This is a genomic window from Microvirga sp. 3-52 (assembly GCF_018383585.1).
In the GTDB taxonomy this organism is placed as follows: domain Bacteria; phylum Pseudomonadota; class Alphaproteobacteria; order Rhizobiales; family Beijerinckiaceae; genus Microvirga.
This window is the reverse complement of sequence record NZ_JAHAMK010000003.1, coordinates 36063-49102: the sequence shown is the minus strand read 5'-3', so window position 1 is coordinate 49102 and position 13040 is coordinate 36063. Positions and strand designations below refer to the sequence as shown.

General features: G+C 61.6%; 18 protein-coding genes. 3 read left to right on the top strand and 15 right to left on the bottom strand.

Annotation, left to right across the window (positions count from 1 at the left end):
- Positions 1-57: 57 nt before the first annotated feature.
- Together KHP60_RS03675 and KHP60_RS03670 are read right to left on the bottom strand one after the other, a co-directional pair.
- Entirely contained in the window at positions 58-471 is a 414-nt protein-coding gene (locus KHP60_RS03675; RefSeq protein ID WP_213562222.1) for a response regulator, read from the bottom strand.
- A gap of 106 nt (positions 472-577) precedes the next feature.
- Positions 578-1000, bottom strand: coding sequence for a response regulator (locus KHP60_RS03670; protein WP_213562221.1), 423 nt, complete (start codon positions 998-1000; stop codon positions 578-580).
- 159 nt (positions 1001-1159) lie between these two features.
- On the opposite strand from KHP60_RS03670, the gene KHP60_RS03665 reads away from it, so the two are divergent.
- On the top strand, positions 1160-1612 hold the full coding sequence (locus KHP60_RS03665) for a response regulator (protein ID WP_213562220.1): 453 nt from the start codon (positions 1160-1162) through the stop codon (positions 1610-1612).
- Positions 1613-1690: 78 nt separating this feature from the next.
- On the opposite strand, the gene KHP60_RS03660 is transcribed toward KHP60_RS03665, so the two are convergent.
- On the bottom strand, positions 1691-3361 hold the full coding sequence (locus KHP60_RS03660; RefSeq protein ID WP_213562219.1) for a methyl-accepting chemotaxis protein: 1671 nt from the start codon (positions 3359-3361) through the stop codon (positions 1691-1693).
- 162 nt (positions 3362-3523) lie between these two features.
- Here KHP60_RS03660 and KHP60_RS03655 point away from each other — a divergent pair, with 162 nt between their 5' ends.
- Positions 3524-4153, top strand: a complete 630-nt coding sequence (locus tag KHP60_RS03655) for a hypothetical protein (RefSeq protein ID WP_213562218.1) — start codon at positions 3524-3526, stop codon at positions 4151-4153.
- Between the two features lie 157 nt (positions 4154-4310).
- On the opposite strand, the gene KHP60_RS03650 is transcribed toward KHP60_RS03655, so the two are convergent.
- The gene (locus KHP60_RS03650) at positions 4311-4979 is read right to left on the bottom strand and encodes a transglutaminase-like cysteine peptidase (protein ID WP_213562217.1); all 669 of its coding nucleotides are present in this window, start codon (positions 4977-4979) and stop codon (positions 4311-4313) included.
- Between the two features lie 341 nt (positions 4980-5320).
- On the bottom strand, positions 5321-5458 hold the full coding sequence (locus KHP60_RS03645) for a hypothetical protein (protein WP_213562216.1): 138 nt from the start codon (positions 5456-5458) through the stop codon (positions 5321-5323).
- A gap of 192 nt (positions 5459-5650) precedes the next feature.
- On the opposite strand from KHP60_RS03645, the gene KHP60_RS03640 reads away from it, so the two are divergent.
- A complete protein-coding gene (locus tag KHP60_RS03640; RefSeq protein ID WP_213562215.1) occupies positions 5651-6025 on the top strand; it encodes a hypothetical protein in 375 nt (124 codons plus the stop codon).
- Between the two features lie 4 nt (positions 6026-6029).
- On the opposite strand, the gene KHP60_RS03635 is transcribed toward KHP60_RS03640, so the two are convergent.
- From KHP60_RS03635 to KHP60_RS03590, 10 genes are all read right to left on the bottom strand, one after another.
- Complete coding sequence (locus KHP60_RS03635) at positions 6030-6818, bottom strand: DUF1217 domain-containing protein (protein ID WP_213562214.1); 789 nt, start codon at positions 6816-6818, stop codon at positions 6030-6032.
- 39 nt (positions 6819-6857) lie between these two features.
- Positions 6858-7448, bottom strand: a complete 591-nt coding sequence (locus KHP60_RS03630) for a hypothetical protein (RefSeq protein WP_213562213.1) — start codon at positions 7446-7448, stop codon at positions 6858-6860.
- 75 nt (positions 7449-7523) lie between these two features.
- The gene (locus tag KHP60_RS03625; protein ID WP_213562212.1) at positions 7524-8435 is read right to left on the bottom strand and encodes a flagellin; all 912 of its coding nucleotides are present in this window, start codon (positions 8433-8435) and stop codon (positions 7524-7526) included.
- Between the two features lie 401 nt (positions 8436-8836).
- Complete coding sequence (locus KHP60_RS03620) at positions 8837-9688, bottom strand: protein-glutamate O-methyltransferase CheR (protein WP_213562211.1); 852 nt, start codon at positions 9686-9688, stop codon at positions 8837-8839.
- Entirely contained in the window at positions 9685-10800 is a 1116-nt protein-coding gene (locus tag KHP60_RS03615; protein WP_213562210.1) for a chemotaxis response regulator protein-glutamate methylesterase, read from the bottom strand. Before KHP60_RS03615 ends, KHP60_RS03620 begins: the two co-directional genes overlap by 4 nt.
- Positions 10801-10804: 4 nt before the next feature.
- Entirely contained in the window at positions 10805-11188 is a 384-nt protein-coding gene (locus tag KHP60_RS03610) for a PleD family two-component system response regulator (RefSeq protein WP_213562209.1), read from the bottom strand.
- Between the two features lie 51 nt (positions 11189-11239).
- Positions 11240-11689, bottom strand: coding sequence for a hypothetical protein (locus KHP60_RS03605; protein ID WP_249688479.1), 450 nt, complete (start codon positions 11687-11689; stop codon positions 11240-11242).
- Positions 11686-12033, bottom strand: a complete 348-nt coding sequence (locus tag KHP60_RS03600; RefSeq protein ID WP_213562208.1) for a flagellar protein FlgN — start codon at positions 12031-12033, stop codon at positions 11686-11688. Before KHP60_RS03600 ends, KHP60_RS03605 begins: the two co-directional genes overlap by 4 nt.
- 41 nt (positions 12034-12074) lie before the next feature.
- Entirely contained in the window at positions 12075-12587 is a 513-nt protein-coding gene (locus tag KHP60_RS03595) for a rod-binding protein (protein ID WP_213562207.1), read from the bottom strand.
- A gap of 50 nt (positions 12588-12637) precedes the next feature.
- Positions 12638-13036, bottom strand: coding sequence for a hypothetical protein (locus KHP60_RS03590; RefSeq protein ID WP_213562206.1), 399 nt, complete (start codon positions 13034-13036; stop codon positions 12638-12640).
- Between the last annotated feature and the right edge of the window lie 4 nt (positions 13037-13040).

Here is a 13040-nt window from a genome sequence, read left to right as displayed (position 1 = left end):
CTCTTCACATCGAGATGGCCGACCATGACGGCGAGGACAGCGCTGGATGAACCGGCCTTACGAGTCCTGGGTCACGCTGCTCTGCGGCGTTGTCGCCATCGCCTTCTGAAGAGCCGCCACCAGATCGTCCGGAAGAATGGGCTTATGGAGGAATGAGGCATTGGGCGGCAGGTCGCCGGGGCCGGGGCCGGTTTTGCCGGAGACCACGAGCACTCCCACTTCGGGCCAGCCCTGCCGGACAAGGCGTGCGAATTCGAAGCCGTCGATGGAGCCCGGCATGTCCACGTCCGTCAGGACGACGGAGATGTCGGGCCGGCTCTTCAGCAGCTCGAACGCTTCATCGGCATCCTGTGCCTCGACGACCCAGAACTCCGCCTCCCGCAGAATATCGACCTGCGTCAGACGGACGAGGGGCTCGTCTTCGACCAGGAGAACGACAGGCTGTTTCACAACTCTGCGATGCGGTTTCATGCTCCATGAAACGGGTCTGGTCCGATCCAGTTCCCATCCATCGCTCGAGCGTGAGCCTGTCGAAGGTCCAGGGGCAGCAATAGGAGGGGCGGCAATAGGAATCGAGTCAGGAGCGCCTGGCCTTGGCCGTCAGCTGCTTGATCCGGTCGACAACGTCCTGTGACGGATACGGCTTCTCCAGCAACGGGCCCGCCTCGCAGAGGGTCGCGGCGATATCGGCCGACCGCTCCGCCCCGGACGTGAGTATCACCCGCGTTCCCGGCTTGTTGGCGCGGATCCAGCGCGCGAGTCCGAAGCCATCCATGCCCCCGGACATCTCGACATCGCTGAACACCACATCGACGAACACCTCGGGCGACTGGAGGATCACCACCGCCTCGTCCGCGCTCACGGCTTCATGGACCCGGTAGCCGCATTCGCGCAGGTAATCCGCGATGACGAGACGGATCAGAACCTCGTCCTCGACGACGAGAACCGTCTGGAGGGAAGTACCGGCGTCAGTCGTAACATTTGTGGATAACGTGCTCACTTTCCGCTAACCGCCGAGCTTCCGCCTTGGTTCCACCGGCTCGGCCTCAAAGCGGCTCCGACCGATCGAGGCTGCCTGAACCTGCTGGTCGCGGGAGGCGGAACCGTGTATCAACGGCCACGTTTCGCTCCTGCCCCGTCCCGATGTCGCGTTGGTCCCTTGTCTGATCCGAAGCCCTTAGGCGTCATTCTCCTGGTGGAAGACGAGCCGCTTGTGCGGCTGGTTGTGGCCGACATTCTCATGGACGCGCAGTTCCAGGTCATCGAAGCGGCGGACGCTGAGGAAGCCCTGACGGTTCTGAAGGCCGAGGTCGGCGTGGACGTGGTGCTCTCCGACGTCGAGATGCCGCCCGGCATGAATGGCTATGATCTGGCCCGGCACATCCACAGGGATTGGCCCTCGGTGGGAATTCTCCTCGCCTCGGGCCGCGAGTGGCCGCGGCCCCATGATCTGCCTCCGGGAGCCGTCTTCATGGGCAAGCCCTACTCCCATGCAACCCTGATATCCCATGCCCTGGCAGCCACCGAAAAGGCTCGGGCCGCTCGGGCCGTCGCCGGGCCGCTGGGCGAAACCGACGATGGCGCGGCTGCGCCCGTTCCGAAGACCGCCTGATCTGCCTCACGGCATTCGGGCGCAGTTCCGATGAGCTGCGCCCGTTGATCGTTCGAGAATGCGGTCCGCCCTTCGGTCTTAAGCGGCTCGCACGCCCTGGAGGAAGCCTTCGACTTCCCTGCTCAGCGCATTCGAGTTGGATGTCAGCTCGCCGGCTGCGGCGAGCACCTGAGACGCGGCCGAACCCGCATGGGTTGCGGCACCCTGGACCTGGACGATGCTCTCGCTCACGTCCTGCGTGCCCCTTGCCGCCTCGCTGACGTTGCGCGCGATCTCCTGCGTGGCTGCCTGCTGCTCTTCGACGGCGGCGGCGACGCTCGTCGCGATCTGGTGCACCTCTTCGATGGTGAGGCCGATGTCACGGATGGCGTCGACCGCACCCTTCGTCGATTGCTGGATCTGATGGATATGGGAGGTGATGTCCTCGGTCGCCCGCGAGGTCTGGTTTGCGAGCTCCTTCACCTCGGCGGCCACCACGGCAAAGCCCTTGCCGGCCTCGCCGGCGCGCGCCGCCTCGATGGTGGCATTGAGGGCGAGGAGGTTGGTCTGGCTCGCGATCGTGTTGATCAGGGCGACGACCTCGCCGATCTTCTGCGCGCCGTCCGCCAGCGTTTCCACGAGCTCGTTGGTCTTGCGCGCATTCTGCACGGCTTTCGCCGCCGCAACGGATGTCTGCGACACCTGCGAGCCAATCTCGTTGGAGGAAGCCGCGAGCTGCTCGGCCGCTGCCGCGACGGCCTGCACGTTGCTGGAGGTTTGTTCGGCCGCTGCCGCCACCGAGTTCGATTGCTGATTGGTCTGCTGAGCCGTCGATGCCATCGACCGGGCGGTCGCTTCCATCTGCTGGGCGGCCACCGAGAGATGCTGGACCAGACCGCCGACGCTGCCTTCGAAGTTCTGGGCGAGCGCCATCATCTCGATCCTGCGCCGCCCGGCCGCCTGTTTCTCGGTTTCGGCCTGCGCCTGCCGAAGGTCCGCGGCTTCCTGCATGGCGCCGGCAAAAACCTGCGTCGCCTTCCAGATATCGCCGATCTCATCCCGGCCGGCCTTGGTCTGCGGCAGGTTGTAATCGCCCGAGGCGAGCCTCTGGATGGCATCGGTCACGCGCTTCAGCGGCTGCGCGATCTGGCGATGGCCGACGAGCCAGCCGATCAGCAGCGCGATGACGGTGCCCGCCAGCGCGATCGAGACGAGCAGCATCAGACGCTGATCGTAAAGTTCGGTCGCACGGCGCTCGACGGCTGCGATCTCCTCGCTGCCCCGCTTGGTCAAGGCATCGATGCTGACCTGGAAGGCTTTCCGGTTGGCGCGATTGGCGTCGTTGTTGCCCTGGGCATTGGCAGCCGCAGGCGAAACATCGGCGCCGAGCCTCACGGTCTCGGAGCGGAACTTCCTGAACTCCGCCGCATCCTTGACGACGGCATCGAACAGGGCCCTGCTGTCGCCGGGAACGATCGGCTCCCACTCTTTCAGGAGAGTGTCCATGTCCTTCAGAGTCGCGAGAAGCCCGTCACCGAACTTGCGCGCTTCGGTCGTATCCTTCGATGCATAGATGCCCCTGGCTTCCATCACCACATGGGTGACCAGGCGATTGAGACGCTCTCCGTAAAGAGCACGCGTGGCCGCGAGCCTGACATCGTCGACGGCCTGGTTATACGTTTGCAGCGTGCTGATGCCGACGGCGGCCATCATGATAGCGACAAAGCTCAACGCCGCGACGAGCGCGAAAATCTTCGTTCTAATCTTCATTATCAACCCCGAACGGCGAAAAAAGCCACCGCAACATCCACGAGTGGTCTTTGATCATAGCTTGCGAACGCTTGTGTGGGGCTTGTCCCGTCCTTCCAGTGAATACAGTCAGGTTTCTCTGCGGCAGGTGACGAATTCTTAAGCATAAACCCATAGGAATGATTGCACGCGATTCTCAATCTGGCGGTTTCCATGGGCATTCGGTTCGATAAGGTATTGGAGCAGGTGGCCAGAGCCGGAAGCGGCAGGGGGCCCGTCTCCACGGCTGAGAGACGAGAGCGGAAGGTTCAACGCATCGAAGAATCCATCCGTGCCCGCGAGGCGGTGGGCGACCGCATCGTGATGTGCCTGGGCCTGGCCCTCACCCTCTCGGCAATCGGCCTGCCGGTCTATGCCCTGCATTTGAGCGAAGGCTATACCTATCTCACGAGCGCCGTGACCGACACGGCCGCCGGCAGATCGGCGGCGAATTCGAACCGCTCCTCCGATCCGAGCCCTGCGACCACCGGCTCTCTGACCAGGAAGGACGTTGAACCGGCCGCGGGTCAGAAGAGAGACGTGGCAGCGCAGACCGCCGGCCGAGGAGTGCAGTTCCAGCGCTACGTCGTTCATCGGGCGACAGGCGGGTCTGCCCTGATCGAAGGCCCCGAAGGCCTCTGGTGGGTCACGCCCGGAATGACGCTGCCCGGAATCGGACAGATCATTTCCATCGAGCGTTCCGATGCCGGCTGGGTCGTCCTGACGACCGAGACCATGATCACGCAGTCGCCGGCCACCAGGGCATCGAGCTAGCGCGCCCGACCCGAACGGGCAGATCCACTTTCGGGCTTCATCCGTTGATCCCGTCTTCGATGAACGCACCATCCGGCACTCGACCGAGTGCCTCACCTGACATCGTCACATCGCGCCGGTCGCCATGGGACACGGCTTTGTTCGACGGCCCCGCCGCCTACTTCGTCGCCGTCACCATCGGGGCGGCCTGGTTCCCGAGCCAGACCCAGTTCGCGCCGTCGGACCCTTCACGCTTCACGAAGCGATAGCCCGTCTGCTGCCAGGGGAGGACGGCGTTGCGCTTGTTGTCGAGAATGTAATCGCCGCGGTCCGTTCTCGCCATGAGCACCGCGTGCCCGGCTCCGATCTCGTCGATGACCACCGTCATGCGCAGGGCGCGCTGCGGCAGGCCCGCCTCGGTGAGAAGGCGGCGCTTCAGCAGCTGGATGTCCTCGCAATCGCCGAGACCGTCATCGGGATAATCCCAGCGATCCGCGACGCCCCAGTGATCCTGGTCCGTGACCGGCAGGATCTCCCTGTTCACGCGCTCGTTCACATCCACGATGGCTTTCCAGATCGCCTGATCGAGAACGATCGTGTCAGGTTCTGAGGGATCGTAGGCGCATTCCTGCGGCATGTGCGTGCAGAACGCGATCCATGCCGGGGTCGGTCCGGCCGCTCCTACGGTCAGAAGCGCATCTCCCGGCATCGGTGATTGAGGAAGCGCGAGAGCCGATCCGGCACCCGCCATGGCGGACAGGACCAATGCGGCGAGGCCCGCCGCAGCGAAGATGCGATCGAGGCGTTTACTGCGCCTCCCTATAGTCCTGAAAGTAATCCCGCTCATGCCCCGCACCTGTTCAGCTTTTTTATTTTCAACAAAGCTCTCAGCAGCGGAAGCTCAGCGCAAGCGAGAACTCGTCGCAAGGTCACGAACGACTCGACACTGTTGACTTCCAGCAACAGAGCAAGCAATCGGCCTCATCGTGAGATGCCGACCTCCCTGAACGAAGAGGGACGATCAGTATTGGGCGATTTCGAATACAACCGCGCCTCTTTGGCGCCGAGCCTCTGTCTACAATGGATGAGATGGCGTATCCGGCAAACCAGCGGGATCGCTTCCTGCGGCTTCAATCATGATCGGCGAAGATGAAATCGGCGCCTCGGTACGTCGAGGCATCGTTTCACTCAATACCGGCTCTGCGCCAGGCTGCGGCTTCTCGCCCAAAGCCTCGTTCTCTTCGAGGATACCATGAGGCGGACGACAGGCGTCCCGATCAGCCCGACCAGGGATGCAGCAACAACCGGCACCAGAACGACAGACACGGCTCTCTCCTCATCACTTGGAGGTACGCCTTTCCTATCGCATCGCGAGCTTGCCCGAGCCTGACGAGACGCGTCCGCAGTCCCGTCGGTTTCGGCCTGAGGTTTACTACATTCCCAGGAAGAGCTTCGGTCCCTCGGGATCAACGTATAATGTCGAACCGAAGTGAACATCGGTTTGCCTGGGAGATCTTCTTGAGAACGCTCTTCGTGACACTCGCGGCGGCTGTCAGCGTCGGCGGCTGCGTGCCGACGACCTATGAAACGCTCGCCCTGTCGTGTTCGGATTATATCGGAAGGCCCATCTCCGCGCGCATTGCCGCCTGGGGGCCGCCGCGAACGGTCTACAGGATCAGCCCGACCCAGATCGGCTACGTCTTCGAGAGCAAGCAGACGGACTTCATCGGCGGCGAGCCCTACTACACGGTGAACTACCTGATCGGCGCCGACAAGCACCGCACGCCGGTCCGCAAGCTCACGACCATATGCAGCGGCGTCTTCGTCGTGAGCGCCCCTTCCGACGCGACGCCGGTCACCGAGCGGATCGTCGTGGACGTCATCTCGAAATAGCGGGTCAGAAGCCGCCGAGCCTGAGCTTGGTGATGCTCATCATCAGGTCGACGCTGAAGCCTTCCTGAACCGAGGATTGGTCGAACAGCGTCAGGACGGGAGCCATCTGCGTCGTGCTGGCGTTCTTGACATCCCACATGGCGCTGAAGCGCTGAATAAGCTTGTCGACCTTCTTCGGATCCTGAAGGTCTTTCACGTTAAGGTGCTTTTCCAGGTTTCGCACCTGAATATCGAGATCGGCTTTGGAGGCAGACTCGGGGATACCGAATGTCGTCTGAACGAATTTGAGAAGCGCTTTGTCGGCGAGGACGCCCATCGTCGTCGTCACCGATGACGCCTTGCGCTTGAAGTACATGGCAAGCTGAACTCCCTCGTTCTGTTCGCCCTCCTTCTTTTCAAGCGTCAGCTGTACATACTTTTCGACAGCCTCGGTCGTAGCGCTCGCGGCAGAGGTCGCAGCAGCCCCCTTCCCGACGAAATCGAACGCCTTGGCGAATTCCTTGTAGAGAGGATTCGTCATCTTGTTCGCCATGCTCGTCGATTTTGAGATGCCTTCCTGGAGCAGCTTCTTGATAAAGCCTTTGCCGAAAGCCATGTCCTCGAGTCCATAGGCCTTCATGGCGAACTTGAAGATGCGATCGTTTTTGATGAACTCGTCGATCGTTTTGATGGTCTTGATGTTGGCCTGATAGTACTCGATCTCGCGCTTGTTCGCAGGCTCCTTCTCGATCAGCGCCTTGGTCCGCGTGAGATTGTCCGAAATGATCTTGTAACGTACCGATGTACTGATCATGGAGCTGCTTTCCGTAATTCGTTTTCGATCAAGCCCGACTCAAGGATCGAGTGGTGTTTCGCGGAGAATATCCCCGCAATCCTTCCTGAACCTTTCGGCAACGTTCCTGGTGTCGCCGGCATTGAGGTGGAACTCGAGCTTCCGGGTTTCATAACGGTAGTTCGACAACTCGACGGACAGGCTCTGCGCCCGAGCGAGCCTGTCGATGAAGGCATGAACCTGTTCGGGCTCCGGGATCTGGCCGTACCGGTCGCGGTAGATCCAGTGCCCCACCTCCGGAGAGCCGCCGTCGAACCAGTAAACCGTACTCCGCCCGCGGGAGTCGCTCCGACCGAGATATTGCTTCTGGGCAACCGCCGCCGTGATGAAGGAGACCGGCGGCTCTTCGCTGTCCAGTACTTGGCGCTGGCAGGTCAGCCATAGGAGGGAGCCGCCCTCACCACGTAGGCGGGCAAAGGCCGCCATCGGCTGTCCGTCGGCATCGTGCCTGAGGACGTAGTCCCATGATCCGAACCAGTTCGCCACGGCGTCGGCTGCGGTCGGGACCGCGAGCAACGCCGCAATGGAGGCCAGTCCAGCCGTTAGTCTCGCGATTCGGGAGTGTATACAGAACGACAGCTTCTTCAGCATCGCGACATTCCTTCCCAACGAAAGAAGCCTCGCCCTTTGCAAGGCGAGGCTCCCTTCAGGTGGATTCTGGAACTCTTACTGGAAGAGCTTCAGGATCATCTGGCTGTTCTGGTTCGCCATCGAGAGAGCCTGCACGCCGAGCTGCTGCTGGGTCTGCAGAGCCTGGTAGCGGGTCGAAGCCTCGTTCATGTCGGCATCGATGAAGGTGCTGACGCCAGCTGTGAGGTTGTCCGAGAGAGCGCCGATGAACTCTTCCTGCGTCTCAAGAAGCGCCTTATTAGCGCCAAGCATGGCCGAACCTTCCGTCACTGCCTTGATCGCGGCATCGACTGACTCGAGAGCAGCGTCGATCTGAACGGTCGTCGCCGAGGCGATGTCGATGTCCTCGATCGCCACAAGCGCGCCGCCGCCGGCAGCAGTAGAAGCAGTTCCGAGGCTCTTCTCTAGGATACCGGTAGTGCCACCGGGCGAGAAGAGCTGAGTTTTGGTGGTATCGATTGCCAGCGTCTGAACTGCGTTGGTCTTGCCGTCATAGGAGACGACGAGCTGAGGATGTTCCGTAGCATCCGCCGGAGCAACGCCCTTCAGCCAGTTCTGTTCGTTAAAGGTGGCCGAAGCGGCTGCGCTCTGCATACCTGCGATGTGTGCATCGAACTCGCCTTGGATCTTTGCTTTGTCAGCACCCGGCTGACGGGCAGTCACCAGACCTTCCTTCATCTTGTTCAGATAGGTGAGAGTCTTGTCCATGGCGGAGGTGAAGGTGTTGATCATGGACTTCGACTGGCCGATGGCGTCCTTCACAGCACCGAGAGCGCCGTTGTCGGACTTCATCTGGGTCGAGATCGACCAGTAGGAGGCGTTGTGCGAGGCTTCACCGACGCGCAGACCCGTGGAGATCTGGTTCTGGGTCTTGTTCATGGCATTCTGCGTCGACTTCAGCGACTGCAGGGCGGTCATGGCGGAGAGGTTCGTATTGATCGAAGACATGTGCTTCTTCCTTGAATGATGTGAGTTTTTTCAGGGAATGTCGGAGTTTAACCGACCCAGCGGAGGGGCTTCATGCCTCGAGGGAAATCTCGATCCGCTGCTCACATGACATCCGGGCTTTTACCGGCAAAATGGATTGGCATCATGCCTGGCCTTCACGCGAAGGCGTACCATAGTGCTTTCTCGGCACCTGAAGTGAATGAGCACTTCGTCTGCGGTGCGTGTGCTTCCTGTTTACTGACGCCGGCCTGCCCCGTCAAGCAGAATGACATCGTTTTTTGCAAAAAACTTTGTATTTACAATTTGTTAACTATAGCGACTCCCGATACCGAATAGAAAAAGCGCCCAGCCATCGACCGGACGCTTCTCATGAAGAAGTCGGCATTTGGTTCTCGTGACGCCTAGCGTGCAGCGACGGCAAACACCTTTGGCGCATTGGCCGTCGCAGTCTTCGAATAGAGACCGCGATGGGCCGGATCGAGCGTCAGGGCGTCGGTGACCCCGAGCACGGTCTCGGAGGCGCCGAGCAGGAGCGAGCCGTCCGCCGCCATCGTGTTGGCGATCCTGCGCAGGACGTCGGCCTTGAGAGGCGCATCGAAATAGATCAGCACGTTGCGGCAATAGACGATGTCGAAGGGGCCGAGGCGGCTGAAATCGTCGAGGAGGTTGAGATAGCGGAAATCCACCATGGAGCGGATCTCGGGCGAGATCTGCCATTGGTCCCCTGTCTGGGTGAAGTACTTCACGAGGAGCCGGATCGGCAATCCGCGCTGCACCTCGAACTGGTTGTAGACACCGGCCTTCGCCTTCTCCAGCACTTCCGTAGAAATGTCGGACGCGACGATGTCGATGTGCCAGCCCGGCATCCGGGCGGACGCCTCCTTCAGGAGCATCGCCAGCGAGTACGGCTCCTGGCCGCTCGACGCCGCAGCGCACCAGATCCGCAGCCGGCGGCTGGAGGCGCGCTCCTTGAGATACTTGGGAAGCAGGACATCCTGGAAGAGATCGAACGGCGTCTTGTCGCGAAAGAAGAAGGTCTCGTTGGTCGTCATCGCTTCGATCGTCGCCTTCTCGAGCGCGACCGAGCGGCTGGTCCTGATCTCACGGACGAGGTGCGAGAGGCTCTCGAGCTTGAAGCGCGTGCAGACGGACGAGAGGCGGCTTTCGACGAGGTATCGCTTGTCCGGAGAGAGCGCCAGGCCTGACCGGGCCTTCAGGAAGACGCGCAGGGCTTCGAATTCGGCTTCGGTCATTTCGAAGATCCCGTGATGAGGCCCTTCAGCGAACGGCCGATTGATTCCAAGGGAAGGACCTCGTGGGCGAGGCCCGCCTTCACGATGCTGCCCGGCATGCCCCAGACGATGCTCGTCGCTTCGTCCTGGGCGATCACGGTCGCGCCCGCTTTCGTGAGGAAGCGTGCGCCGTGGGTCCCGTCCGAGCCCATGCCGGTCAGGACCACGGCAAGGGCCGAGGCGCCATAGATCGCGGCAGCCTCCCGGAACAGGACGTCGACGGCCGGGCGGCAGAAATTCTCGGGCGGCCCGTCATTGAGCCGGATCGTCGCCCTGCCTCCGGAGGTCACGACGCCCATGTGCCGCCCGCCGGGAGCGACGAGGATCGTTCCCGGAGCGACGACGTCCCCGTCCCTCGCCTCCCGCGCCGGAACCGACAGCAGCGTGTGCAGATGCTCCGCGAACACCGCGGTGAACATCGCCGGCATGTGCTGGACGATCAGCACGGGGATGTTGGCCAGCGCCGGCTTCATGTCGAGGAGAACCCGCTCGACGGCCCGTGGGCCGCCCGTCGACGAACCGATGAGCAGGCATTGAGGCTTCGTGGCGCTGGGCCTCGCGGCCGGCCGCGGGGTCGGGGAGACGATGGTGGGAGCCGGTGCCGCAATGGTCCTGGGCTGGCGGAGTTTCGTTTCACTCAGCGCCCGCATTTTCTCGACGAGGTCGCGGCGGAAATCCGCCGCCGCGCCCGCAGCACGGGCGCTTTCCGGCTTCGCCAGATAATCGACGGCGCCGAGAGAAAGGCATTTCAGCGAGATCTCGGCATTTCTCTGCGTCAGGGTCGATATCACGATCACCTTGCTGGCCGGATGCGCCTTCAGGATCAGCGGAAGAGCGGCAAGGCCGTCGACTTCCGGCATCTCGATATCGAGCAGGATGATCTCGGGCTTCGAGCGTTCCGCCGCATCGACCGCCATCCGGCCGTTGGAGGCCGTTGCCACGATATCGAAGCCGCCCGCTTCCGTCAGCCATCGGCCGATCATGCCGCGAATGACGGCGCTGTCATCCACGATCATCACGCGGGTGAGGCGACCGGGAACCTGGCTCGTCTGGGGTACTGGAGATAAAGCCATCGTCTCACACCGAATGCGACACAGGAAGAACACCGAGCTCGTGGAGTTTGGCCGCGAGAATGCCCTTATCGAAAGGCTTCATGACATACTCGTCCGCGCCAGCTTCCAGCGCGCGCGTGATATGCTCCAGGCCGTTCTCCGTCGTGCAGAAGACGACCTTCGGGGCTTGGCCTTCCGGTGTGCTGCGCAGCTCCTTGAGGAAGCTGTAGCCGTCCATGACGGGCATGTTCCAGTCGAGGAGGATCACGTCCGGCATCTCGGTGTGGCAGGCCTTCAGGCCCGCCTCCCCGTTCTCGGCTTCGGAGACTCGGAAATCGAGGCTCTCGACGATTTCGCGGGAAACCTTGCGGATCACGCGGGAGTCATCAACGATCAGGCAATAGCTCATAAACAATTTCCCAGGCCCCACCGCCCTGCCGCTTCGGATCGAATGTCGGCGCTAGGAGCGGATGTCGGACTTATCGACGAAGTTGAAATTCTCGACCAAGATCTCCTTGACGATCTCGGCACCTAACCGCTTGTTGATTCTCTCTCGGACATTGCCGATCATCCCATTGACGTTGTAGCGAGAGAGCTTTTTGAAATCGAGCGTCTCATCGGCGTAGACGTAGCGAAAGACTTCGTCCTGGATGAAGGCCTCGGGAGGCACGGAGATCTCGCGCAGCGTTTTCGCATCGGCCGTAAAGACCAGGTTCGCGATCACATAGCCCTGCACCGCCCCTTCCGCGACGATGGGGATATTCATCGGAGGCAGCTTCTTATACTGCAATCCTTCGTAACTCCCCTTCTCCTCCGCGGGCGCCTTTCCGACGGTCCAGGTTACGGCCGCGTAGCAGGATGCCAGCGTGACCGCGCAAACCCAGAAGCCCGCCATGACGTTCTTCATCATGCGCCGAAGCCCGCCCTGTTCATATGCGCCGAGTATGTGCTGTCGGATTCCGCGTTCTGGATCGCGTTCGAGATGATGCCTGCAACCTCCTGCACGGCATGCATGTGACGCCGCAGAATGTCCTGGTTGGCCTCGATCTTGACCTGGAGATCCTGGAGGCGCTTCGTCGCCTTCTGATCGAGCGCATGGATCTCGGCCGTGCGGACGATCCGGCTGATCTCGAGGAGGCATTGGCTCTTGCGCCGGTTGAACTCCTCAAGGTTGGACAGATCCCGCGCCATGAGAGCGGACGTTTCCATGTCCAGAGTTTCTTCAAGACGATCGAGAGACTTCATCAGCATCATGTTGCTTCCTGCTTAATGGCGATGGTGGACGGCCATCCCGGTCATATCTTTTGGGGTGAGAACTTGCCGGAGAAGGACGGCGACGCCGGAGGGGCCGGGATGTCGGCTGACGGCCCGGCCTCCCGGGAGCCGAGAAGCCGCTTCGCGATGCCTATGCCGCCCACTCGCGAAATCTGCGCCCCGATCTGCTCAGCCATCATGGACTTCCAGATCGAGCCGGCATTGCCCTTGCCGTAGGTGTTCTCCGCATCCTTCGGAAGCATGGATTCGACGAAGGTCTGAAGAATATAGGCTTCGAATTCCTGGTGGGCCTTCTTCGTCCTGGCAGCACCGGCCAGCTCGGCATCGTTACGAAGAGAGTTTCGCAAGGTATAAACATCGGCACCGGACGTCATCAGAGGCTGGCCGGCCACCGACTTCACGGCGTCCTCGAAGCTGGCGCCGTCCACGGCGGACGCGCCATCGAGAAGCTTCTGCGCAGCAGCTTGATACCGCGCAGGATCCGCCGCCCGCGCGACGTCGTTGACAATATCTGAGGGAGGGCTGATCGCCATCTCGCATCTCTCAAGTTTCTATACTTGAGAATACCTGTAGCGCGGCTAGCTTACGGGAAGCTTGCGCTCGCGCCCTTCGCAAGCAGCTCGAGAATGGAGGCGAGATCCTTTTTCTCAGTCTCCCGTCTCTCCTGATCCCTGAGGCCGGACAGCATCTTCTCCGTCCGCTTCGCCTGCATGGCCTTGTCGATGGTGACGGCCTTCTGCGCCACCTTCGCCCTGTCTACTGCGCTGGCTTGAGAAGCCAATCCTTGCAGGCGCTTGGCAGCGACATCGACGAAGAGGCCGTGGAGCGTCTCGTGATCGTTCATCGTCTGAATGAGCGTTTCCTGGGCGACCTTGAGTTCGGACGCTTCTCGCTCAAGATGGCCGAGCTTCAGCTCGGCTTCCTTCTGGAGATGCTGCTGCACTTTCAGAATGCGGTCGATCTTCCGGATTCTCTGTCTCATCCAG